Source organism: Chitinophaga sp. (assembly GCF_036566945.1).
GTDB lineage: Bacteria > Bacteroidota > Bacteroidia > Chitinophagales > Chitinophagaceae > Chitinophaga.
This window is the reverse complement of sequence record NZ_DATCVJ010000537.1, coordinates 1-24095: the sequence shown is the minus strand read 5'-3', so window position 1 is coordinate 24095 and position 24095 is coordinate 1. Positions and strand designations below refer to the sequence as shown.

The 24095-nt window shown below is 46.9% G+C and carries 19 protein-coding genes and 2 riboswitches; of the genes, 12 read left to right on the top strand and 7 right to left on the bottom strand.

From position 1 onward, the window contains the following. From VIP81_RS16520 to VIP81_RS16500, 5 genes are all read right to left on the bottom strand, one after another. Nucleotides 1-883: TonB-dependent receptor plug domain-containing protein (locus VIP81_RS16520; RefSeq protein ID WP_331963143.1), on the bottom strand; the 883-nt coding region annotated here is incomplete at its 3' end. Between the two features lie 309 nt (nt 884-1192). Further along, nucleotides 1193-2665, bottom strand: a complete 1473-nt coding sequence (locus tag VIP81_RS16515; protein WP_331963140.1) for a SusD/RagB family nutrient-binding outer membrane lipoprotein — start codon at nt 2663-2665, stop codon at nt 1193-1195. Between the two features lie 3 nt (nt 2666-2668). Next, nucleotides 2669-5845 (bottom strand): TonB-dependent receptor plug domain-containing protein, encoded by a 3177-nt coding sequence (locus VIP81_RS16510; protein WP_331963138.1) that lies wholly within the window; start codon nt 5843-5845, stop codon nt 2669-2671. A 48-nt stretch (nt 5846-5893) separates the two neighbouring features. Beyond that, on the bottom strand, nt 5894-6961 hold the full coding sequence (locus VIP81_RS16505) for a FecR family protein (RefSeq protein ID WP_331963136.1): 1068 nt from the start codon (nt 6959-6961) through the stop codon (nt 5894-5896). Between the two features lie 53 nt (nt 6962-7014). Continuing rightward, complete coding sequence (locus tag VIP81_RS16500; protein WP_331963133.1) at nt 7015-7587, bottom strand: RNA polymerase sigma-70 factor; 573 nt, start codon at nt 7585-7587, stop codon at nt 7015-7017. 217 nt (nt 7588-7804) lie between these two features. Between VIP81_RS16500 and VIP81_RS16495 the strand changes: the two genes are divergently transcribed. From VIP81_RS16495 to VIP81_RS16460, 8 genes are all read left to right on the top strand, one after another. Further along, nucleotides 7805-8539 carry a class I SAM-dependent methyltransferase gene (locus tag VIP81_RS16495; RefSeq protein WP_331963130.1) on the top strand — a complete coding sequence of 245 codons (735 nt, stop codon included), beginning with the start codon at nt 7805-7807 and terminating at the stop codon, nt 8537-8539. Nucleotides 8540-8683: 144 nt separating this feature from the next. After that, on the top strand, nt 8684-9268 hold the full coding sequence (locus VIP81_RS16490; RefSeq protein WP_331963127.1) for a TetR/AcrR family transcriptional regulator: 585 nt from the start codon (nt 8684-8686) through the stop codon (nt 9266-9268). Between the two features lie 51 nt (nt 9269-9319). Then, the gene (locus VIP81_RS16485; RefSeq protein WP_331963124.1) at nt 9320-10063 is read left to right on the top strand and encodes an SDR family oxidoreductase; all 744 of its coding nucleotides are present in this window, start codon (nt 9320-9322) and stop codon (nt 10061-10063) included. 46 nt (nt 10064-10109) lie between these two features. Next, nucleotides 10110-11648, top strand: coding sequence for a DHA2 family efflux MFS transporter permease subunit (locus VIP81_RS16480; protein WP_331963121.1), 1539 nt, complete (start codon nt 10110-10112; stop codon nt 11646-11648). A 69-nt stretch (nt 11649-11717) separates the two neighbouring features. Continuing rightward, nucleotides 11718-12176: a nuclear transport factor 2 family protein gene (locus VIP81_RS16475; RefSeq protein ID WP_331963118.1), complete on the top strand. Its 459-nt coding sequence runs from the start codon at nt 11718-11720 to the stop codon at nt 12174-12176. Nucleotides 12177-12231: 55 nt separating this feature from the next. After that, a riboswitch (cobalamin riboswitch) is annotated at nt 12232-12438 on the top strand. A gap of 176 nt (nt 12439-12614) precedes the next feature. Next, on the top strand, nt 12615-14594 hold the full coding sequence (locus VIP81_RS16470; protein WP_331963115.1) for a TonB-dependent receptor: 1980 nt from the start codon (nt 12615-12617) through the stop codon (nt 14592-14594). An 11-nt stretch (nt 14595-14605) separates the two neighbouring features. Further along, entirely contained in the window at nt 14606-15757 is a 1152-nt protein-coding gene (locus VIP81_RS16465) for a YncE family protein (protein ID WP_331963112.1), read from the top strand. An 18-nt stretch (nt 15758-15775) separates the two neighbouring features. Beyond that, the gene (locus VIP81_RS16460) at nt 15776-16720 is read left to right on the top strand and encodes a hypothetical protein (protein ID WP_331963109.1); all 945 of its coding nucleotides are present in this window, start codon (nt 15776-15778) and stop codon (nt 16718-16720) included. 111 nt (nt 16721-16831) lie between these two features. On the opposite strand, the gene VIP81_RS16455 is transcribed toward VIP81_RS16460, so the two are convergent. Beyond that, on the bottom strand, nt 16832-17218 hold the full coding sequence (locus tag VIP81_RS16455; protein WP_331963106.1) for an acyl-CoA thioesterase: 387 nt from the start codon (nt 17216-17218) through the stop codon (nt 16832-16834). Between the two features lie 21 nt (nt 17219-17239). Beyond that, the gene (metE, locus tag VIP81_RS16450; RefSeq protein WP_331963103.1) at nt 17240-19531 is read right to left on the bottom strand and encodes a 5-methyltetrahydropteroyltriglutamate--homocysteine S-methyltransferase; all 2292 of its coding nucleotides are present in this window, start codon (nt 19529-19531) and stop codon (nt 17240-17242) included. Between the two features lie 208 nt (nt 19532-19739). After that, a riboswitch (cobalamin riboswitch) is annotated at nt 19740-19942 on the bottom strand. A gap of 144 nt (nt 19943-20086) precedes the next feature. Between metE and VIP81_RS16445 the strand changes: the two genes are divergently transcribed. The 4 genes from VIP81_RS16445 to VIP81_RS16430 form a co-directional block, all read left to right on the top strand. Continuing rightward, nucleotides 20087-20959 carry an SDR family oxidoreductase gene (locus VIP81_RS16445; RefSeq protein WP_331963099.1) on the top strand — a complete coding sequence of 291 codons (873 nt, stop codon included), beginning with the start codon at nt 20087-20089 and terminating at the stop codon, nt 20957-20959. 252 nt (nt 20960-21211) lie between these two features. Continuing rightward, the gene (locus VIP81_RS16440) at nt 21212-21955 is read left to right on the top strand and encodes an RNA polymerase sigma-70 factor (RefSeq protein WP_331963095.1); all 744 of its coding nucleotides are present in this window, start codon (nt 21212-21214) and stop codon (nt 21953-21955) included. Then, nucleotides 21865-23067, top strand: a complete 1203-nt coding sequence (locus tag VIP81_RS16435) for a FecR family protein (protein WP_331963070.1) — start codon at nt 21865-21867, stop codon at nt 23065-23067. Before VIP81_RS16440 ends, VIP81_RS16435 begins: the two co-directional genes overlap by 91 nt. A 115-nt stretch (nt 23068-23182) precedes the next feature. Next, the coding region (locus VIP81_RS16430; protein WP_331963066.1) for an STN domain-containing protein at nt 23183-24095 on the top strand (913 nt) is incomplete at its 3' end.

Below are 24095 nucleotides of genomic sequence, written 5' to 3'. Positions count from 1 at the left end.
TGTGATCAGCTACACCATTTTCGGTGCGTTCACTTACACCAAAGCGGAAGTTGGCGCGATCGCTACCTCCGGCAATGCTCAGTCCTACGCCATGTTGAAAAGCACTACGATAATACACATCGTCCCAGTTGGCGGGACCATAATATACCGGCTTGGTGGAGTCGGCCAGATAGGCCGGGAAATTTCTCCACTGTGCCGGCGTGGCATACTGGTTATAAAAAGGAAGTAAAAAATCTGTTTGGTATTTGCCGTTGGCCGTATTTACAACAGGTTTTACAGCTACACCTCCATACATGTTAAACCCAATGTGGTATTTACCCGGCTCCGGATCTGTGGTAGTAATAACAATAGCGCCATTAGCAGCTTTGCTGCCATATATCGCTACCGCTTCCGGGCCTTTGAGCACACTTACTTCCCGTATATTATCCATGTCCGGCAACGCATTCACATCTATACCGCTACCAATCGCAGTAAAGTCGGACTCTTTAATTCGCAGGGCATAAGGATTGTTATTAGCGAGTAAAGGCATCCCATTCACTACATATAAAGGTTGATTGGCGTAAAGGTCTTTGTAGTGACCTATTGGCGTAGACACCCCGCGAATAATGGGTAAAGGTGCTACGCCGGGTTCACCGGAATTACGTAACACAGTAACACCGGATATTCTGCCATCCAGCAGTTGTCCAGTATACATATACGGTAATACCCTGACCGTATTATATGACAGGGTATCTTTTTCCTGGGAAAAGAAAGCCGTATTTTTCCAAACAGTACGCCTATACGAAGAATCCTGTGGGGTCTGGCAATTGCCTGCCTGCGCCCGCAGCATTCCTGCCAACAGTAATAAGGTACCTAGCCGGTTAAAAGGTAAAGGTGAAATCATCAGGGTGAATAATATTTATCCTATACAAAAAATTGTAACTGCAATAAAATGCCAGTCCAACCTGCATGTGCAAGCCAGTCACGATCGCGTGATGTATAAAAAACTAACTATTTAAGCGCTGTTCACTGTCCATTTGATTGATAAAATCCCGTCTAAAAATTACAGGTTGATGTATAAGAGAGACAGAAAAAAGGAAATACCCCCAAAGGGAAGAAAAGTTTTTTTCGACGACACTAAAAGAACGGAAATTCATTTGTATACGGGTAGTCCTGCCGGATTGCCGGTCAGGATCAGGAAGGTGTGTTTACATTATTTCAGCAGCCACATAACGCCGTTAATATTATCGGCGCCATTATATTGCCGTTGCAGGGCGGCGGTGAGGTGGTAAATATTATCGATAGATTCGGAAGCCGGATAGGTCCAGCGCAGGGGAATGAGTCCATGGTTTTGATTGGCGGGGCCGGTGGCAAATGCCGGAATACCGGTTCTGCGTTGATTATAAAATGCTTCCCAGTCCGACTGCTGAAAAAAGTCCAGGTATTTTTGCAGCAGGATCTGTTGCAGTCCCTGCGCATCGTTGCCGGCATAAATTATCTGCGGCTGCGCCAGATACTGCTGGATGGTATCGGCCGGCAAAGCATAGGATTGCATGGATGCCCGGATACCCGCCTGATAATACAACGCCGCATCTTTACCCGTCACCCAGCCACGATTAATGGCTTCCGCAATGGTGAAACTGACTTCCGGATATCCGAGCAAAATAGTAGGATGTCCAACAGGGGAAGAAAACCAATACTGATCATCGGGTAGTGAAAAATATCCTTTGCTGGCAGAATCATTTAAGGCGCCTTGCAACGTGCCGGTACTGGCGCCACGATAAGCATTGAAGTCATGCGCAGATAAACCGTCCTTATTATTAATAGCAGCCGGTTTCCCCACTACAAATAAACGCGGATCACGGAATTGCTTCAACAAATCCACATAGGTAGCACCCAGCGGATTACGCTTGGCATCCGCTTCCGGCGTAAGGGAATACGATGGATAATAATTACTCACTTCTGCCGCACTATAAGTAATCTGCAAATTATCTGCATTACTTTCCGGCAAAGGCAGCTGAAGGATGTCTGTAAAATTTTTCTTTATCTGAAAACCAGCATCATCAGTTTTTTTACTCAAACTAACGAGTACGCGCAAACGAAAAGCATTCACTATTTTTTGCCATTGTCTCAGATCGCCCTTGAAAAAGAAATCGCCTTCTATCCGGTAGTTCCCTTTGCTGTTCAACTTCGCCAGCGTATCCTGCGATTGTTGCAACAGTTGCAAACATTGCAGGTACACATCACGCTGCGCATCATAGGAAGGACGGTCTATCCCCTGCTCCGCCTTCATGGCTTCGCTCATTGGAATGTCACCGGTTTGCACGGTCATCTTTATATAAAACCAGGCCCGCATAAAATCCGCCATCGCATAGTAAGGCCGCATCGCATCACCACCAATACGGTTGGCTTCTTTCTCCAGCTGATCTATATTTCTTAAAGCTGTGTAATAAAAATCAGCGGCGCCAAAACTATAACTCTGATTACCATACAGGCTGTAAGTAAGACAATGATACTGTGCACTGCGTTGTGCATCGCCCCATGGTTTTACAAACATAGCTTGCGCAACACCTGAGAAAATAACGCCCGGCGGCGCGATGGTCGCTTTATTGGGATTCTTACGAAGGTCATCCATCTTCATACAGCCAGACAACAACAACAGCAATAGCACAGCAATACGACGCATAGATTAAAATTTAACATTCAGGTTAATGCCAATACTTCTCATCGATGGTTCCTCCAACTCACTTTGTGCACTATAGGCCCAATGATCCATGTCTATTTGTTTCATCTGGGCGAAGTACATCAAATTGCGCATCACCATTGATACGCTGGCCGCACTAAGTCCCTTTACTTTTTTTATAACGGGGTCGGGTAAACGATAAGTAAGCGTAACGCCCCGCAGCTTGAAATATGTTTTAGACTGGTATCGTCGTTCGTCGGCGGTTTCATAACTGTTGGCCCAGTTCTGTTCCAGCACGGGCGTGGTATTAGGCGCAAACGTACGCGTATCGGATACAATCTTCCCATCGGCATTATACTTTACTTCGCCGCTGGTCACCATATCGCCAACGCCTATACGTGTTCCTTTATAGCCGGGATCATTGCGGTGTAGCCAGTCCTGGTAGCGGTATTCATTATCCGATTGCGGGTGGGCGCCGGATTGCCACATTTTATAATTCAGCAGGTTAAAAATTTGGCCACCAAAACTACCATCAAATTCCAGGGTGAGTAATATATTTTTCCAGGTCAGTGTTTGCGTAGTACCCATCATCCAGGTAGGATTAATATATCCGCCAAACTTAAACACCTGGTCATTCACAATGGGTGTACCATCGCTGTGATACAGGATAGCACCGGTAGCAGGATTTCTTTCAAAAGGATTAATAAATAGCTGGTCGGTACGTTCTCCTGGTTTTATACGGATATAGTTCGCCAGTGAATCATGCACTTTGCGGAGATAATTAATATTGCTGCTCCAGTTAACACCCATGTTCCAGCGGAAATCCCGGGTTTTCACCGGTATTGCTTCCAGTGTAAATTCCAGTCCTCTTCTTTCGGTAACCAGTCCGTTTACCGTGCGGTAACCATATCCGGAAGTATTGGAAATAGAGAGATTAAAGATCTGCGGCCCGTCAATGGTACTGTAGACCTGCGTTTTGAGCGACAGCCGGTCTTGCAGCAACCGGATATCCATGCCTGCTTCATAGGCCGTATGAAATTCGGGACGGATATCCTGGCTATACATCGTATTATCTGTAGCGTAATTCACAGAGGGATATCCCAGCCAGGTAGTGCCTTTATCATAGGTTTGTTCCAGCGAATAATTTTGGGAGATGGAGGAGGCAAGCCCCTCTCCCAGTCTCGCTACAGAAGCCGATAGTTTCAGAAAAGAAACAGGTTTCGGTAATTTAATAACATCTGATAACACCACACTTACGCTGGCCTGTGGGTAGAAATAGGTATCATGTCTCACCGGCATACTTGAGTTCTGATCTACCCTGCCGGAAATATCGAGGAACAGAAAGTTCCGGTAATTCAGGTCGGTCATAAAGAAGGCGCTAAGCATTTGCCGGATGGCCCTATAGTCGCTGGCGTTATCAATTGCTTTCACGGAGTTTTGCAGGGTATAGATACCCGGCAGTATCAGTCCACCGGAAGTATGTGCGCTGGCACTCTGGAAGCGGGTGGTTTGTATGTTGGTGCCCAGCGTTGTTTTCAGCGCCAGGTTGGTGTTTAAGGGCATGTTATGATTAAGCAGTAAGGAATTATTCAGCTGGCTGTACCGGCTATTTGATGCTGCATAGGCGCCTACCTTATAAAAATCTGCACCATAATAAAGTCCGGACACCGGGTAGTTCGTATACTGATTGGTAAAGTAGGCATTAAAGGCCGTTTTTAGCTGCATATCCAGGCGATCATTGAAACGATAGGCCAGAGAGCAGTAACCAGTCAATACGTCCTTATAGAAGGCTTTCTGATATTCGTAGGCATTGAACCAGGGATTATTGTAACGGGTATATTCCACCCATCTTTGCTGAACGCCTTCCTGTCCGGGATACCAGTAGTTACGGAGTTTGGGATCGTTGATATCAAAGTTGCTGCCGCCCCAGATCAACAGTTCATAGATGGGGCTTTCAGGACCGTAAGAGATTTGCGGGTAGTTCGGTGCGTATTGTTTATTGTAAGCTACCTGTGCATCCACCCTTGTTTTTTTACCAGGCTTGTAACCACCGGACAACAAAGTGTTGGTGATACCCAGCCTGGTATTGGGGATACTCCCCCGTTGGTTCATTTGTGTAACAGACAGGCGAAAATCCCCCTGCTCATTTCTACCGGCTACGGCTATATTATTTGTGGCCAGGATACCGGTACGGAGAAAGTCTTCCAGGTTATGTTTGTTTTTAGCCTCCCATGGCAGCGGTACCAGTTGACCATTGGCATCGCGCGGACTATCCCATTGTGTGATGAGTTGTCCTTCCAGTCGGGGTCCCCAGAGGTTGTAATCATAGTCATAGGTGCCACCACCTTTGCCATCTATAAATGCGTATTTAAAATAATCGCCGGGTCCGTAGTTATGCTGTGCTTTGGGAATGGCTACCGCGCTGCCTTGCAGCTCTGTGGTGGAATTGATGGATACTTCAAATCCCTGTTTGGCGCTGGTTCCTCTTTTAGTAGTTACCTGAATAGCACCACGGGCGCCTTCCTGCCCATATAGTGCAGCGGCCGCAGCACTCTTCAATACCACCATGGAGGCAATGTCTTCTATGTTGATATCCCAGGAATCTGAGTTGACGGGTACCCCATCTACCACGATGAGTGGTTGTTTTCCGCGTAGAAAAAGTTGCTGATCATTAAAGAGATAACGGGAATTGGCGACAGCCAGGCCGGCTACCTTTCCAAAAAGAGAACTGAAGGCATTGGCTTCGCGGGCTTTCACCATTTCTGTGCCTTCGATTTTTATTTCCTGCAATGCATACCCCAGCGAGTGGGCATCTTTTTGTATCCCCAGGGCCGTTACCATTACTTCCTGCAGGTCTTTAATACGTTCCGGTGCAACGTTTGCCAACGCGGTATCCCGGGGTGGTGCATGCTTTACAACGGCGGAAATGACGATCAGTTTATTATCCAGGAAACGGTAGGAAAGTGAATCACCCAGCAATTTATCGAGTGCAGCAGACAGCGTAGCATTGCGTACTTTCAGGTTCACCGGTGAGGCAGACATCAGCCTCATATTATATAGAAATCTGTATCCACTCTTTTCTTCCATTACGGCCAGTATTTTTTCCATACGGGTATGTCTGAAAGAAAAGTTGAATTTTTGCTGTGCCGTGGCATAGTTCGTTACCAGCATAGCTATAAGCATGCATATCACTACAAACGACTTCATATCGAAACACGGTGGGGATAATGATCACCCGGCTTTCTTAATATATATTTCTGATCCTGATTGATAAAAAGTAAATGGTGTTGCAATCTGCAGGGCTTTCAGGGCCTCTGTTACATTCTCTTTTTGAAACGCGCCGTTGAATAATTCTTTTTCCAGCGAGGCATCCTGAATATGAATATTGACATTATACCATCGTTCCATCTCTTTTGCGAGGGAGCCGAATGTTTTATTTTTAAATACCAGCTGATTACGTGTCCAGGCGATTTCATCGCAGGAATGACTGTTCTCATCCAGTTGAAACGATGCTACTTCCAGTGGCTGTTCCTGTAAACTATCTGCCGCCGGGGCGAGGATTTTCTGTCCTGGCACCAATTCCAGCTGCTGTGGCAACCGGGCGGTGGAAACGGCTACTTTACCGGATAAAAGCACTACTTCCAATTTGTCGTCACCGGCATAGGCCTTCACATTAAAAGAAGTACCCAATACCTGGATGGTCATATTTCCGGCGTGTACCACAAAGGGATGTTGTTCCTGCCGGCTAACGGTGAAAAATGCTTCGCCCTGCAGAAATACTTCCCGTTTACCATGCGCAAAACCATCGCTGTAGGTAAGCCGGCTGCTGCTGTTGAGCCATACCGTGGTGCCGTCCGGCAGTTGCACGCTGGAGCGCGCGCCTTTGCGCATCACGATGGTATTGTTTTCCGTTCCGGCGGCCGTTTTCAACGGAGTAACCGGCCGAAATAAAAACGCGGCTGTCAGCACTATCGCGGCTAAAATAGCAGCGGCCATTACCCAGCGGGGTAAAAAGCGAACTGTTTTAACGCCTGTCGGCCCTACGGCTTCCACTGCATTCAACTCATCTGTGCCGGGTGCGGCCTCCCCTGCATTCATCGCAGCTTCCAGCGCAGCCCAGCTATTGCTGGCCCATTCCTGAGCACCTGTTTGTGCTACTGATTGTGTTGTATTAACCACCTCCATCACAAAACCGGTTTCAGGATGCTCCTTCAGCCACTGTTGCAGTTCCTGCAACTCGGCCTCCGTAGCTTCGCCCGAAATTTGCCTCGCTAATAATAAATCGATTCGTTCTTCCATTAATGTAATTACTGTATCTAGGACACAACTTTTCTCAAAAACCCCCAAAAACCTTATAAATTCGATAACTGACCCGTCTTTCGTTGTTCACCCGTACAAAGATATATTTCAGCACTGATTTTGCGGATGGCAATCGTCAGTTGATTCTCTACTGTTTTGACCGACAGGTGCAGGATTTGTGCTACCTCCCGGTATTTAAGCCCGTCTTCTTTGATCATTTTAAATATTACCCGGCATTTGGGAGGAAGTCCGGCTACGGCATTCTCAATACGCTTACGCAATTCGGCGGTGATCAGCTGCTGTTCAGGATCTGTAGTAAACTCCAGCGCCACTTCCGACACCGTGTCGATGTCTACATGCTGCCAATCTTTATTACGACTGAAATAACTGGAAATGCCGTTACGTACGCCTACGTACAGGTACACGCGAAGATTTGCTATCTCATGAATCCGTTGACGCGAGCGCCACAGGTTCATGAATACATCGTTCACCACCTCTTCCGCAATAAATTTGCTTTTTATGTATACAAAGGCAAAGTTGAGCAGCTGCGGCGCATGGGAAAGGTAAAACTCCCGGAACGCTGACTGGTCTCCTTCGTATTGGATACGACGCAACAAATCCTCCATAGCGATTTATAAAAATTCTGGTCTACACAATATAAGAATGCTCCGCCAACTTTTTACAATATTTTATTTCATACAAAATACCCGGTGCCGGTATCAGATGACCACCTGACATTGTTCACATTCTACCGCATATTACGTCATATACTTGTCTCTTTTTACTATTTTTAATTTCTTAACATGATCCTGATAAGTTTCCCCTGTTTAAATGTGATGTGATATGAAGGAGAATAAATACGACGATCCCGCATTTTTTGAAAGCTATAGCCAGATGCCCCGCTCTGTAGATGGCCTGAATGCAGCAGGGGAATGGCAAACATTCCGCACGATGTTACCCGACCTGCGCGATAAGAAAGTACTGGACCTGGGTTGTGGTTTCGGCTGGCATTGCCGGTATGCCAGAGAGCAGGGGGCGGCGGCAGTAACAGGCGTGGATATTTCCGAAAAGATGCTGGAACGTGCCAGGAATACCACACCTGATCCGGCGATTATCTATATACAGCAGGCGATAGAAGATATTGATGTTGAAGCCGGCAGCTTCGATGTAGTCATCAGCTCACTGGCGCTGCATTATGTGGCGGCTTATGAGGCGGTGTGCCGGAAAGTATATCATTGTCTGGCATCCGGCGGCACCTTTGTGCTTTCCCTGGAGCATCCGGTTTTCACGGCCATTGCGGCGCAGGACTGGTACCATGATGCGCAGGGCAGGCGACTACACTGGCCGGTGGATCATTATCAGGCGGAGGGATTAAGGAAGACAAGATTCCTGGATGCCGACGTGATTAAATACCATCGCACGGTGGCCACGCTGCTGAATGGACTGCTTTCCGAAGGGTTCCAGCTGCGCAGCGTATCAGAACCCCAGCCCAGCGCGGAAATACTGGCGCAATATCCCGAAATGCGGGACGAAACACGACGACCTATTTTTCTGATGATGGCCGTGGTGAAGCCGTAACTTTCGGGCAGGATGCCGTACGGAATCCCGGAAACCCGTCAACCAGATTGTTCTTATATCACCTCCGCTTCTTCTCTTCTCCCGAAAAAAAAATTATTTATTTAATACCAAATGGTATATTTTTGTACCGGAAGATCATAGGATATGAACAAAGCAGAGAAAACAAAACAGTTTATTGTGGAGATGACGGCGCCTGTATTCAACGAAAAGGGTTATACCGGCACCTCTTTGAATGACATGACCAACGCTACCGGGTTAACAAAAGGTAGTATTTATGGCAATTTTGCCAATAAAGATGAAGTAGCCCTGGCCGCTTTTGATCACAATATTCAAAAAGTAGGCGCGATTATCCGGCAGGAAATGGATAAAAAAACCACCTGCAAGGATAAGCTGATGGTATATGTACATGTATATGAAAACTTCCTGAAACATCCGTTTCCAGTGGGTGGCTGTCCTATTCTCAATACCGCCATCGAAGCGGATGATACCCATCCGTTATTAAAACAAAAAGCAGTCAATGCCGTATATAACTGGAAAAGTATTATCTCCGGCCTGATCGAAAAAGGCATACAACAGGGAGAATTCAGCAAACACGTAAACGTAGAACAAACTGCCCTGACCATGATCGCCATGATTGAAGGCTGTATTATGATCACCAAGTTAACAGGCAAAATGAATTACCGGAAAGCGATTATGCAGTCTGTGGAAAAAATCATCAACGAATTATAATCAAAATTTTTTCTCTATAAATATACCGATTGGTATAAAAAACAAATACAAATGAAAACATCAGGAAATACGGTGTTGATCACGGGCGGCAGCGCAGGCATTGGCCTGGCATTAGCGGGATTATTATCTCAGCAAAACAATAAAGTAATTATTACCGGCAGGAACCCGGAAAGACTGGCAGCAGCGGCCCAACAAATACCGGGCATCACCACCATTGTGAGCGATGTGAGCAACGGACAGGATGTAACCCAACTGGTAGCTACCCTGCAAAAGGATTTTCCGGAACTGAACATGGTGATCAACAATGCCGGCAGAGCATATGCGTATGAACTGTCTGCCACCGCCAGCATCGCAGATAAAGCAACCGATGAAATGGTGACCAATTATTTTGCCGTGATACGCCTCACCGAACAACTGTTGCCTTTACTGCAACAACAGCCGGAAGCTGCGATTGTGAACGTTACTTCCATTGTGGCATTTGCACCAGGCGCACATATTTCCACGTATTCGGCCAGTAAAGCCGCCTTACGTTCCTTTACACTATCACTTCGCCACGCAATAGCGCCGCTGCATGTGTTTGAACTGATGCCACCACTCGTTAATACGGAGTTCTCACAGGAAATCGGCGGCAGCAATGGTATTCCTCCACAACAGGTAGCTGAAGAATTTTTGACCGCCCTCGGCAACAACGATTATGAAATTCGCGTAGGCGCCACTGAACAAATCTACCAACTGACGCTGTCTTCCCCTGCCGCTGCTTTTGCAGCCATGAATAACAACGGCGTACCGGCGTAAAAAAATTTCGTTTAGAATATACCAAACGGTATATTAAAATAATACAATGAAACGGACAGTATTGATCCTGGCGGTCATCACAGCGGCCATCATGGAGCTGATAGACACTTCTATTGTAAACGTAGCATTATCGCACATGAGCGGTAATCTGGGCTCCACCCTCGAAGATACCTCCTGGGTCATTACTGCCTACGCCATTGCCAATGTGATCATTATCCCCATCACCGGCTTTCTGGCGGGTAAACTGGGCAGGCGTAATTACTACATCGGCTCCATTATCGCCTTCACCTTTTTTTCCATGATGTGCGGACAAGCCAACAGTATATGGGTACTCGTGGTTTTCCGCTTCCTGCAAGGCATCGGTGGCGGCGCACTGTTATCCGTATCGCAGGTTATTATATTTGAACTGTTTCCCAAAGAAAAACGTAATGTGGCCAGCGCTTTGTTTGGTGTAGGCGTGTTTATTGGTCCTACTATAGGCCCTACCCTTGGCGGTTACATCACAGAGTTCTATTCCTGGCCCTGGATCTTTTACATCAATATTCCCATAGGCATCGTGGTGGCAGCCATTTGCTATGTACTGCTGCGGGAACCTGACCAAGTAGCCAGCCATCATAAAATCGACTGGACCGGCATCTTACTGCTCGCAGTGGGTGTAAGTGCCCTGCAAACGGTACTGGAACGAGGAGAAACAGACGACTGGTTTGAGGCGCCTTATATCACCTGGCTCAGCGTAATCGCCACCTTCAGCATTATGCTTTTCATCTGGTGGGAACTCCGGATCAAATACCCGGTGGTCAATTTGCGGGTACTGAAAAGCCGGAACCTCAGCATCGCCGCCGTGCTTACTTTCGTATCCGGAATGGGCATTTTCAGCTCCGTATTTCTTACACCGGTATTTGCACAACGGCTCCTCAACTTCACACCCCTGCAAACCGGTATGTTGTTGCTTCCCGGCGCCTGTCTGGCTATTGGTGGACTCATCATCTCCGCCCGGCTGCTGCAACGCGGCGTGTCGCCGGTATTCCTGATCGTGGCGGGCATGGGTTTATTTGTACTCTTCAGCTGGCAAATGTCGCAGCTCAATCAAAACGCCAGCGCTGCCGATATCACCATATCCCTGATCTGGCGGGGCGTTGGACTCGCCCTCGTGACGGTTCCCCTCACCACACTGGCGGTATCTTCTCTGCCCGTAACAGATATTCCGCAAGGCGCTGCCCTCAACAACATGATGCGACAACTAGGTGGTTCTTTCGGCATCGCCATGGTCAACACCTATCTTGCCAACCGCAATGCCCAGCACCGTGCCGATCTGGTCAGCAATCTCCAGGTAGACAATCCGACCCTCACCACCCGCTTAAACGGCTACACCCATTTCTTCCTGGACAAAGGCGCTACTTTCAGCGATGCGCATGGCAAAGCATTAAAACTGCTGGATAATACCGTGGTGCGCCAAAGCACTATTTTAAGTTTCAGCGATGCCTTCTTACTGGTAGGGATCATTTTCCTCGCCGCATTACCCTTGCTCTTCATTGCATCTACCAAACAAAAAGCTGCCGCCAATGTGATCGTACTGGATCACTAACTTATCTACTGCGGCAAGGTAGCAGGTGAGCTGGATCCCATCACAAAAACAGTATCTTAGTATAAAAAAATGCATCGTCTGTTTTACCTCCCCCTGTTGATCCTGCTCCCTGCCCTGGCAACTGCACAAACGCCGGCAGATGCAGTCAAAACCGCCATCAATCAGCTGTTTACCGCTATGCGGAACGCCGAGAGTGTAGCGATCAAAGCCTGCTTTGCACCCGATGCCCGGCTGCAATCCGTATCAAAAGATAAACCCGTGCAAACCACTCCCATCGATGAATTTGCCGGTCATGTTGGCAAACTGCCTCCCAATGCAGCAGACGAAAGAATTGTGTTTGAACAGATTCATATAGATGGTAACCTGGCCTCCGCATGGACTCCTTACCGCTTTTATTTTAAACAGCAATTCAACCATTGTGGCGTGAATTCTTTTCAACTGGTGCAAATCGATGGTGTATGGAAAATACAGTATATCATTGATACGCGGCGTAAAGATGATTGCGAAGCAGAAGGGAATGGGAAATAATTAAAAGGGGCCGACGCCCCTTTCCCCTTTCGTTTTGAATCAACAGAATAATAACCTACTTTTGCCCCGTTATGGTTTATTCCTGTCCACTCAGGGCATGAATAATTAAAAGGGAACCAGGTGTAAATCCCGGACAGTCCCGCTGCTGTAAGTCTCATACAATGCTAAGGCAACACCACTCAAGACCACTGTTGATCATTCAATGGGAAGGTCGCCTGAAGCAGAGATAAGTCAGAATACCTGCCATACAACTGATTTTTGAGCTTTCGTGGAATGAAGCTTAGGGATAAATGCAAGACTACAGGGCTGGCCCTGTATATAGGCACTTTCCTAATTATTTTTTCACCTTTCGAAGGCTGTTGATGGAATATTAACAGGTTTTAAATTATGCGATTCACTGAACAAGCCTGTTCACTGATAAGGGGATTCTTGTGTCTTATGGTGTTCATCATCTGGCCGGCAACAACCATTAAAGCACAGCAGGCAGACACTATTACCACTAAAGACCTCCGGGAGGTGTCTGTTACCGCATCGCGGACAGGCAAAGAAATAAATCCGGGGCAGAAAATGAGCGGGAAAGAACTCAGCAGACTGGGTAGTCATTCTGTAGCAGATGCGATCCGCTTCTTCTCTGGTGTGCAAATCAAAGATTACGGCGGTATAGGCGGCTTAAAAACGGTGGATATCCGTAGTATGGGTTCTAATCATACCGGTGTTTTTTACGACGGCATAGAGCTCGGCAATGCGCAAAATGGACAGGTAGATCTGGGTAAGTTTTCTCTGGACAACATGGAGGAAATTGCATTGTATAACGGACAAAAAAGTAACATCTTTCAGCCGGCCAAAGACTTTGGATCTGCAGGATCTATTTACATGACGTCTCTCAAACCAAAATTCGCAGCGGGTGAAAAAACACATGTGAGAGCCACTGTAAAAACAGGTTCCTTCAGCTTATTCAATCCCTCCATACTCTGGCAACAAAAGATCAGCGACAAAGTATCCGCCTCTTTTAGCAGCGAATGGCTGAATACCACCGGCCGCTATAAATTCAGGTACACGCAGCACGATTCAACAGGCAAAGTTGCCTACGATACCAGCGACTATCGCAGAAACAGCGATGTTAACGCGGTAAGAATAGAAGGTGGGCTCAATGGCGTGATCAAAGGCGGCGAATGGAATACCAAAGTATATTATTATAATTCAGAGAGAGGACTACCGGGTTTTATTGTCAACAGTGTATTCGGACATATGGATCGCCTCTGGGACAGGAACTTGTTTATCCAATCTTCCTTCCGCAAAGAAATTACGCCGCGTTACAGCATCCTGCTCAACGGCAAGTACGCATACGACTATACGCATTATAAAACCCTCGACACGACACAGTTTCGGGCCGACAACCAATACCGCCAATACGAAGCATATTTTTCGATGGCGCACCAATACGCATTTACTACCTGGTGGACCGCCTCCCTTTCCGGCGATTTCCAATGGAACAAACTGGATGCCGACCTGAAAGAATTCAGCTATCCTACCCGCTATACCACGCTGGTAGCAGGTGCTTCTGCAGTGAACTTTAAGCGGTTTAGCGCACAGGCCAGTCTGCTCGGTACTTTCGTCAATGAAACCGTAAAATTAAATACGGCCGCACCTTATCAGCAAAAATTTACGCCTGCTGTATTTGTTTCATGGCAGCCTTTACCAACGCCTGATTTTCGTTTGCGTGCCTTTTACAAACGCATCTTCCGCATGCCTACATTCAACGATCTCTATTATACAGAAATCGGCAATCACTTATTGAAACCGGAGTTTGCCACGCAATATGACGCCGGCTTCACCTGGAATAAAACATTCACCGGCAAACTGCTTAGCGCAGCCGGTCTCGAAATAGACGGCTACTACAACGAAATCACCGATAAGATTGTCGCTGTACCAGGAAGTAATCAATTTATATGGACCATGATGAACCTGGGAAAAGTAAAAATTAAAGGACTGGATGTTAAAGCCAACGCCGGCTGGCAGATCAGACAACAGCTGCAGCTGCTGTTAAAAGCCACCTATACTTTCCAGCGGGCGCAGGACTTTACCAATCCCACAGATGATTTCTACGGCGATCAGATTGTTTACATTCCACGCCACAGCGGCTCACTGATTGTGAGTGCGGATTATAAAGGCTGGGAAGCGAATTATAGTTTCATTTATACCGGGGAAAGATACAACGGCAAAAATAACAGTGAGGTAAACTATGTACCAGCTTGGTATACCAGCGATATTTCTTTTGGCAAACAATTTACGTATAAACGTACCCGCGTTCACGTTACAGCACAAGTTAATAACCTGGCTAATCAGTTTTACGAAGTGGTAAGAAGCTACCCGATGCCGGGCAGAAACTACCGTTTCATTTTAGCGGTCAATATTTAATTACAAATGTCATGATGAAACAAGTAAAGCATACCTGTTTATGGATAGCGGCCATTGGTATGGCAGCCGGCAGCTGCAGAAAAGACACCACTATTGTGCCGGCAACGCTCTCACCTGTCACCACGCCGGAGCCGGATGCACCCTACATAGGCATGTATCAGTTGAATGAAGGCAATATGGGCAGCAACAAAGCCTCCCTCGATTATTTCGACTACACCACCGGCATCTACAAGAAAAATATTTTCGCGGAAAGAAATCCTACGGTAGTAAAAGAACTCGGCGATGTAGGTAACGATGTGCAGATCTACGGCAGCAAACTATACGCCGTTATCAACGTATCCAACAAGGTAGAAGTGATGAATGTTGCCGATACCAAAAGTCTGGGAAAAATAAGTATTCAAAACTGTCGGTATATCACCTTTGCTAACGGTAAAGCCTATGTGAGTTCCTATGCAGGCCCCGTTAAAATAGACGTCGATGCTCCTATCGGCTATGTAGCAGAAGTAGATACCAGCACCCTGCAGGTAACCCGTAAAGTAATTGTAGGTTTTCAGCCGGAAGAAATGGCTGTAGTGGGCAATAAGTTATATGTGGCCAATTCAGGCGGCTATCGCGTACCTAACTACGACCGCACCGTATCCGTCATTGACCTGCTCACCTTCACCGAAATTAAAAAAATTGATGTAGCCATTAACCTCGACCGGTTGAAAGTCGACAGCGATGGTGATATATATGTAACGTCCCGCGGTGATTACCGGCAAACTCCTTCCAAACTATTTGTTATCGACACCAAAACAGACGCGGTAAAGAAAACATTCGACATAGGCGCCAGCAATCTTTGCATCTCCGGCGATACCGCTTACATATATGGTTCAGAGTTTAGCTACAACACCGGCAAATGGGTGATCAGCTATAACATGATCAATGTAAAAACAGAAACATTACTCCACTCCAACTTCATCACAGACGGCACCGAAAAGTCCATCAAAATGCCTTACGGTATTATCGTCAATCCTGCTACTAAAGACATCTTTGTGACAGATGCCAAAGACTACGTATCCTTTGGTACCCTGTACTGCTTCGATAAAACAGGTAAGAAGAAATGGTCTACACTCACCGGAGATATTCCCGGTCATATGGTATTCGTAAAAGCAAATAAATAATCACACTAATTATACATTATGAAGAGAAAATTTCTACTCGCAGCCATGATCACGGCAATGATTGCCAGCAGTTGTTCCAAGAGCAAAGACGAAGTAGTGACACCCGATCCGGAACCAACCGGCCCCTTTCAAAATAAAGTAACCAAAGTGTTCGAATATTCCCCTGCACCTGGCCAATTCATCAATGGTCTGCCTGTTTGGAACACCGGTGATGATGCAAAAAAAATGGCAGATTATGCACTGACCGCGCTGAGTAAAGAAGACATGATTTCCCTTGGTGGGTTTGGAGGTTACGTAGTAATGGGCTTTGACCACACTATTAAAAATGTACCAGGCGAATATTCTTTCATCGTACTCGGTAACGCCTTCCCTAACTTTGCAGAACCAGGCGTGATCTCCGTTTCCGCAGATGCCAACCGTAACGGCCTCCCGGATGATGAATGGTATGAAATTGCCGGATCTGAATACAACAGCTCCAAAACCATTAAAAACTACCAGATCACGTACTACAAACCAGATGAAGCAAAAGTACGTACCACCAATCCGGATGATCCGTATACCAGCGATGATACCTACATCAAATGGAAAGATAACCAGGGTCAAAGCGGCTACATTGTTAGAAATATGTTCCACGACCAACCTTACTATCCTCAGTGGAAAGGCGATAGTATCACGTTCACCGGTACCAGACTCACTGACAGCTACATTAAAAATACCTCCAGCGATCCTTCATCGCCTTATTATGTATGTCCTCCGTTTTCATGGGGCTACTCAGACAACCTGAGTAATGATGATGCGGATGCAAAAATAAAACTGGACTGGGCAGTAGATGCAAAAGGCAACTCCGTTAAACTGAAAGGTATCGACTTCATTAAAGTGCATACCGGTCAACGTGCAGAAGCAGGCTGGCTGGGTGAAGTATCTACAGAAGTATTGGGTGTAAGAGATTTGAATTTAAAATAGGACGGAATACAGTTGCTTGTGTAATGAAAGAAGTCATCTCATGGATAATGGGGTGACTTTTTTTTATTATCAAAAAAGGCGCCTCACTTTACTCATGAGACGCCCCTCCGACTAACTATTTACCGGCACCGGATGCTTATCATCCCCTATCGCTACCAGGCTAAAAGTGCCTGAAATAGCCCTCTCCCGGCTGTCCGAATACATTTCTTCGATATACAATTCTACCAATACTTTCAGGCTGGTATTCCCTACTTCTGTTACCTTGCCGATTAATTCCACAATGGTACCTGCAGGAATAGGCCGGGTAAAATCTATTTGCCCGGATGATACCGTCACCATTTTTTTACGTGCAAAACGGGTAGCGGTAATAAACGCTACTTCATCCATCAGCGACATCGCGGTTCCTCCGAAAAGGGTGTCGTAATGGTTGGTAGTACTGGGAAATACCGCTTTGAATATTCTTGTCTCCGAGTGAAGAATCTTTTCCTCCATAGTCATAATCGTTCCGTTTTTATTGTTTTACAAGGCCGCCTTTTCTCTCATCACTACGGCAGCTTTTACCATATTTGTTAAAGCTACTTTAGTTTCCGGCCATTTACGCGTTTTTAATCCACAGTCAGGATTCACCCACAGGTTCCTTGCCGGCAATGCTTCCACTGCTTTCTCGAGCAATGAAATCATTTCTGCTGCCGATGGTTGTCTGGGAGAATGTATATCATATACGCCGGGGCCTATTTCATTCGGATATTTAAAATCCGCGAAGGCATCCAGTAATTCCATTTGTGACCGCGATGTTTCAATGGTGATCACGTCGGCATCCATGGCGGCAATGTGTTCAATGATATCATTGAATTCACTGTAGCACATATGGGTGTGGATTTGTGTTTCGTCTTTCACACCGCTGGCGGCAATGCGGAACGCCTGTACGGCCCACTCCAGGTAGGCGGCCCAGTTTTCCCGGCGTAAAGGTAAGCCTTCGCGGATGGCTGGTTCATCGATCTGTATCACTTTAATACCTGCATTTTCAAGGGCTACCACTTCATCGCGTATGGCCCAGGCAATCTGGTTGGCAGTGGCAGATCTGGGCTGGTCATCTCTTACAAAAGACCATTGCAGAATTGTCACCGGTCCGGTGAGCATCCCTTTCATCAGTTTGTTGGTGTTGGCTTGCGCAAAGCTGCTCCAGCGCACGGTCATGTCTGCAGGGCGACTTACATCACCAAAAATAACCGGGGGTTTTACACAACGGCTGCCATAACTCTGTACCCAGCCATTTTTGGTAAACAGAAAACCTTCCAGCTGTTCGCCGAAATACTCCACCATGTCGTTGCGCTCAAACTCGCCATGTACCAATACATCCAGTCCAATTTCTTCCTGCCAGCGGATTACCTCTATGGTGGCTTTTTCTATGGCAGCGTCGTACTGTGCTACGGTCAGTTCTCCTTTTTTCAATCGGGCTCTTAACTGACGGATATCATCCGTTTGCGGGAAGGAACCGATGGTGGTCGTAGGAAATAATGGTAAGTCGAATTGCGCCTGCTGTATCGCCTGCCGAATGGTAAAGGCACTTTTCCGGCTGGCATCACGCAACGTAAATGCGGCGACTCTGTCTTTTACCGCTTTACGATGAATAAGCCCGGAGGCCGCGCGGTTACGGATGGCGTCTTCATTGGTGGCCAGTAAAGCTATATTTCCTTTTACAATCTCCCGCAGTTCCTTTAACTCCTGCAGTTTTTGTTTGGCAAAGGCCATCCAGTTTTTTATTTCGGGAGATATCGCTGTTTCGTCATCCAGGTCACAGGGAACATGCAACAGGGAGCAGGAAGGGGCAATCGCTACACGATCTTCTCCTAAAATTTTAATCGCATGCTGTATGAAACCCAATGATTTTGTATAATCATTCTTCCAGATATTTCTGCCGTCTACTACGCCCAGTGATAGCTTCAATTGGCTGTCGGCGATGTTGGTTTGTAATACATCTTCCAGTTGCAACGGACAACGTACCAGGTCCAGGTGCAGCGTTTGCACCGGTAATGCCAGTACCGCCGACAGGTGCTGACCATAGCATTCAAAATAGGACGCCAGCACAATATGCAGCTGCGGGAAGGCAGCATGTATTTTCGTATATACGTCAGTGATAGCCTGCAGTGCTTCGGCAGAAAGATTGAGTGATAAACAGGGCTCGTCCAGCTGCACCACGGTGGCGCCGGCGTCGGTGAGCAAACGGAGGACCTCCAGGTATACGGGCAGCAATTTATCTGCCAATGATAACCGGTTAAATCCTGCTTCTTTTTCTTTACCGAGCAACAGGAAGGAAACGGGGCCCAGCAATACAGGCTTGGCAGCGTAACCTGCCTGCTTTGCTTCCAGGAACTGATCAACCACTTTACGGGAAAACAGCTGAAAGTCCTGCCCGGCGGTAAATTCAGGCACCAGGTAATGGTAGTTGGTATCAAACCATTTGGTCATTTCCATCGCGGTGATATCATCACCATCGCGCTGATAACCTCTGGCCATCGCAAACAACAGGTCTGTTTCAGATAGTTGTTTTGCGGTAAGCGCCTGGTAACGGGCCGGTATGGCGCCTGTCATCAGCGAGGTATCCAATACCTGGTCGTAATACGAAAAATCATTACAGGGAATCCAGTCGATCCCGGCCTGCTTTTGTAATTCCCAGTTTTGTAAACGGATACCGGCGGCTACTTCCTGTAACGCAGCAATCGTAATACTGCCTGTCCAATAGCTTTCACAGGCTTTCTTCAATTCACGCTGGCTACCTATCCTCGGATAGCCTAAGTTGTGGATAATCATTGCTGATTGTTTAAAAGGTGATACATGATGTTCACGCTCTTGTACTTATTATAGCAATGCTTTGTGAGGAGAAAATAAGAGAGGAGAAGATAGTACGCAATTGTTTTAAACAGGCATACTGGTTGACGGATTTTTCCATCTCCCATATCCCTGTTCTTAAAAAATTACTACATACCAAAACCTGACCTGCTTCAATCCCCGAAAGCAGTGTCAAAGTGAAATAAAGGCAGGTCTCCTGGCTCGTTTCACTGCTAAACACCTTCCCATTCCTCCAACGGAACAGTGGTATATTGTTTACCAGCTGCAGATCATTATCTGCTCAAAACTTACAGTTGCGGGACAGCCTGTGATTTACACACAGTTCCCTTTTAATCCCGCCTTTCAGCGGGAACCATTACTTGCTTCGATTGTAATACGTAAAGAACCGGGGGCGAAGATAATAAATCCCGGCAACTATCAAATTTAAGTTCCCGGCGGATTCACAGCCGGATTTCGTTTTCTTACAAGGCCGCCTCTTTACAAAAAGTGAGTTTTACATCATAAAACAAATAAATGATGAAACACGCTAACATCCTTATTACAGGCGCCACCGGCAGCATCGGCACTACATTGGCCAAACAGTTATCCGCACAGGGCATTGCTTTTCGTGCCATGGTAAGAACCATCGACGACAACGCCCGCGCACTCCACGCTTTGCCGGGAGCAGAGGTGGTAACCGGAGATTTTAATGATGCCGGCAGTGTGGCAAAGGCTTTACAGGGCATAGAAAAGGCTTTTCTCCTCACCAACTCATCTGAACATACCGAAAAGCAACAAAGCGATTTTGTGGACGTAGCCTTGCAGGCTGGTGTACAACATATCGTAAAACTTTCCCAGCTGCATGCGGATGCAGCTTCCCCGGTACGCTTTCTCCGGTACCATGCCGCTGTGGAAGAAAAAATCCGTACATCCGGTATAGACTATACATTCCTGCGACCCAATTTATTTATGCAGGGATTGCTGGGCTTCCGCGATCCTATCATTCAACAGGGCAAATTCTTCGCCACCGCCGGCGATGCCCGCATTAGCCTGGTAGATATCCGGGACATTGCAGCGGTAGCCGCTCTCGCCCTTACCACACCCGGACATGCCGGAAAAATATATGATATCACCGGCCCGGAATCCCTGACGCACACGGAATTAGCGGCCAAACTTTCTACAGCACTGGGACGCCCCATTCAGTATATCAATGTGGCGCCGGAACAGTTGCTGCAAGCCCTTTCCCGGGCAGGATTCCCATCATGGCAGGCAGAAGGACTTATAGAAGACTATGCCCACTATGCCCGTGGAGAAGCGGCCGCCGTTTCCCCGGTGGTGCAACAACTCACCGGGCAGGCGCCTCGTAATTTTGATCAGTTTTTGCTGGATTATGTAAACTTGTTTGCTTAAAGCGAAGTTTGTCTTTCTCAGGATTATACTGATTACGATGATTATACTGATTTTTTATTTTTTTGATTTTAGAATGATTTTAGAAGATATCAGCGGATAAAAATTCGCATCTGGCTTCGCTAATCTTTTTAATCTTACAAAATCCCAAAAGATAAAATCCGGAAAATCATCGTAATCACTATAATCCTGAGAAAGACAAAAATTCGCTTATATCTTCCAAAATTCTTATTTTAGCTTTAAATAACGAATCACGTGGGCAATGAAGAAGCTGTTCTGTTGAAGAAACTGCAGCAGGGGGATGCAGAAGCTTACATAGCATTATACAACCAATATTACCCCTCACTTTATACCTACATACTCCATTTTGTCAATGTGCCTGAATTTGCAGAAGACGCATTACAGGAAGTATTTATAAAGATCTGGGAGATCAGGGAGCGGATCAATCCTGCACTGTCCTTCAGCGGATACCTGTATCGCATTACCCGCAATCATGTATTTAAATTGTTGAAGAAAATAAGTGCCGATGAAGCCCTTCGCCTGCAGGTGATGCAGGAACTACAACAGCAAACAGCCGATGCAGATACCCAACTGGTATGGAAAGAATACGAAGCCTTACTCCACGATGCCATCCGTCAGCTGCCTCCTCAACGGCAAAAAGTATTCAGGCTATGCCGGGAAGAAAGCAAAAGCTATGAAGAAGTAGCCATGGAGCTGGGTATTTCCCGCAATACCGTGAAAGAACATATGGTCCTTGCCATGAAAAGTATCCGGTTTTTCTTTTATACCAATAGCGACGGACTCCTGCCCGCCTTCCTTTTATCTGCACTGATGCTCGATCAGGGCAGTCCTAAAAAAATATTTTCATCCCAACCCACCCTACCTGTCGTTTCCGGGATAGTATATACATGTCCACAGAAAGAAACGAAGCTTATTATCAACAATTACTGCTCCGATGGCAGCAACGGATATGTACTCCAACGGAAGCCATTGAGCTGATGGACTATCTGCGGCAGGACAATTCCAACCGCACCCTGTTAAATGAATTACAAAGCGCATTCCGGGACGTAAAGCCCGAAAAGGTATTATTATCGGCAGATCCGGGCGATAGGATCAGGAAGGAGCTGCTAAAGCACATACAGGCATCTCCCGTAATTCCTATGCACCAGCCCCGGAAATACACCGGTACGTTCAGACTCGCGGCAGCAGCGGCTATACTCGCGGCTATTGCCCTTCCTGCAGGCTACCTGCTGCTGAATCACGGGCATACGCCGAAGCCGGCTACCACGATACAGGCACAAAAGGAACCAGCTGCCAGCAGCCATAAAGCGGTGCTCACCCTGGCCAACGGAGAAAAAATTGTGCTGGACGAAAAAGGCATGCAACAGCTGGCACAACAGGGTAACAGCACCATCAAAACTAAAAACGGACAGCTGGTATACGAAAAAACAAGTGGTGAAGCCAGCGCACCACTCTACAATACCCTCACCACCGCTGCCGGCGAAACTTATCCGCTGGTGCTGGCCGACGGGAGTAAAATATGGCTCAACGCGGCTTCATCCATCCGCTTCCCGGCTACATTTGCCGGCAATGAGCGCAAAATATCCCTCACGGGAGAAGCCTACTTTGAAATTGCCCACGATGCACATAAACCTTTCCGCATCCAGGTAAAACAAATCACAGTAGACGTGCTGGGTACCCATTTTAATATCAACTCCTACGCAGACGAAGCCACTATCAACACCACCCTGCTGGAAGGAGCCGTAAAAGTAAACAGTGAAAAAGGCAGCATGCAACTGGCGCCGGGAGAACAGTCGCAGGTAAGCGCCAACGGAAGTTTAAAAAAAGTAACTGGTATCAACACAGACGAAATTGTAGCCTGGAAATCCGGCTACTTTCAGTTCGAGAGCGCAGATCTCACCACCGTATTACGACAGTTTTCACATTGGTATGATCTGGAAATTGTATATGAAGGCAAGGTAAAACCAAGGAAGTTTTTCGGTATGATCAGCCGCCATAGCAGTCTGACGAATGTATTAAAAATGCTGGATGCAAATAACGTGTCATATAAGATCGAGGGGAAAAAATTGATTGTCCAGGGTGATGAATAATGAGCAGTATCAGTGAATAATCAAATCAACCAATTCAGGCGATAAGCCGACGTAGCATTGAATAAAGCCGATAGCACAACCAAACCATTTATCTAAATCAAAACTCAGCAGACGTATGCAATTAAGCACTGTTGCCTGTACCCGGTATGATAGGAACCGGCGTTCAACCACACACCTGAAGGTTGGTAAATTACTGACCCTGCTTTGTCTCGCCACCGGTATGCAGGTGAATGCGGCAAAATCGCAGAACCAGGTGGTGAACCTGTCTTTCAAAAACGCCAGCGCAAAAGATGTCTTCCGCGAAATCAACAAACAAACAGGCCTCAACATCCTGGCGGATGAAGCCCTGCTGGAGAAAAGCGGCAAAACCAACATCGAGGTAAAAAATATGCCTGTTGGCGATGCGCTGAATATTTTCATGCGCAACCAGCCGCTCTCCTATTCCATTGAAGGCGGCGCCATTATCGTTAAAACAAAAACGGCCACTCAGCCGGCCAGCACACCGCCACCACCGGTAGAAATTCACGGTACCGTTACCACCGCCAAAGGACAACCTTTACCCGGTGCGACTATTACCGTAAAAGGTACCAAACGTGGTGCGGTAAGTAAAGCAGATGGTAGCTTCACCATCAGCGCCAACCCCGGAGAAACACTGGAGTTTTCTATGGTAGGTTTTAAACCATGGTCGGTGAAAATTGATGGCAGCACCACTACTTTTAAAGTAACACTGGAAGACGATGTATCCAACCTCACCGATGTAGTGGTAGTAGGGTACGGTACCACAAAGAAAAAAGACCTCACCGGTTCTATCAGCTCCATTTCCAGCGATCAGATGAACAATGGGGGCATTATCTCCAATGCGGCACAAGCTATACAGGGCAGGGCAGCAGGTGTACAGGTAAGCCAAACCAACGCCGCTCCCGGCGGACAAACCATTGTGCGCATTCGTGGCGGTAACTCCATCAAATCGACCAACGAACCGCTGTATGTGGTGGATGGTTTCCCTTCCGAAACAGGTAAGGATATCA

Bases quoted from the DNA above. Each gene is read 5' to 3' on its own strand.
- VIP81_RS16515 (WP_331963140.1), bottom strand. From the start codon at position 2,665: ATGCGTCGTATTGCTGTGCTATTGCTGTTGTTGTTGTCTGGCTGTATG.
- VIP81_RS16510 (WP_331963138.1), bottom strand. From the start codon at position 5,845: ATGCTTATAGCTATGCTGGTAACGAACTATGCCACGGCACAGCAAAAA.
- VIP81_RS16505 (WP_331963136.1), bottom strand. From the start codon at position 6,961: ATGGAAGAACGAATCGATTTATTATTAGCGAGGCAAATTTCGGGCGAA.
- VIP81_RS16500 (WP_331963133.1), bottom strand. From the start codon at position 7,587: ATGGAGGATTTGTTGCGTCGTATCCAATACGAAGGAGACCAGTCAGCG.
- VIP81_RS16495 (WP_331963130.1), top strand. From the start codon at position 7,805: ATGAAGGAGAATAAATACGACGATCCCGCATTTTTTGAAAGCTATAGC.
- VIP81_RS16490 (WP_331963127.1), top strand. From the start codon at position 8,684: ATGAACAAAGCAGAGAAAACAAAACAGTTTATTGTGGAGATGACGGCG.
- VIP81_RS16485 (WP_331963124.1), top strand. From the start codon at position 9,320: ATGAAAACATCAGGAAATACGGTGTTGATCACGGGCGGCAGCGCAGGC.
- VIP81_RS16480 (WP_331963121.1), top strand. From the start codon at position 10,110: ATGAAACGGACAGTATTGATCCTGGCGGTCATCACAGCGGCCATCATG.
- VIP81_RS16475 (WP_331963118.1), top strand. From the start codon at position 11,718: ATGCATCGTCTGTTTTACCTCCCCCTGTTGATCCTGCTCCCTGCCCTG.
- VIP81_RS16470 (WP_331963115.1), top strand. From the start codon at position 12,615: ATGGTGTTCATCATCTGGCCGGCAACAACCATTAAAGCACAGCAGGCA.
- VIP81_RS16465 (WP_331963112.1), top strand. From the start codon at position 14,606: ATGATGAAACAAGTAAAGCATACCTGTTTATGGATAGCGGCCATTGGT.
- VIP81_RS16460 (WP_331963109.1), top strand. From the start codon at position 15,776: ATGAAGAGAAAATTTCTACTCGCAGCCATGATCACGGCAATGATTGCC.
- VIP81_RS16455 (WP_331963106.1), bottom strand. From the start codon at position 17,218: ATGACTATGGAGGAAAAGATTCTTCACTCGGAGACAAGAATATTCAAA.
- metE (WP_331963103.1), bottom strand. From the start codon at position 19,531: ATGATTATCCACAACTTAGGCTATCCGAGGATAGGTAGCCAGCGTGAA.
- VIP81_RS16445 (WP_331963099.1), top strand. From the start codon at position 20,087: ATGAAACACGCTAACATCCTTATTACAGGCGCCACCGGCAGCATCGGC.
- VIP81_RS16435 (WP_331963070.1), top strand. From the start codon at position 21,865: ATGTCCACAGAAAGAAACGAAGCTTATTATCAACAATTACTGCTCCGA.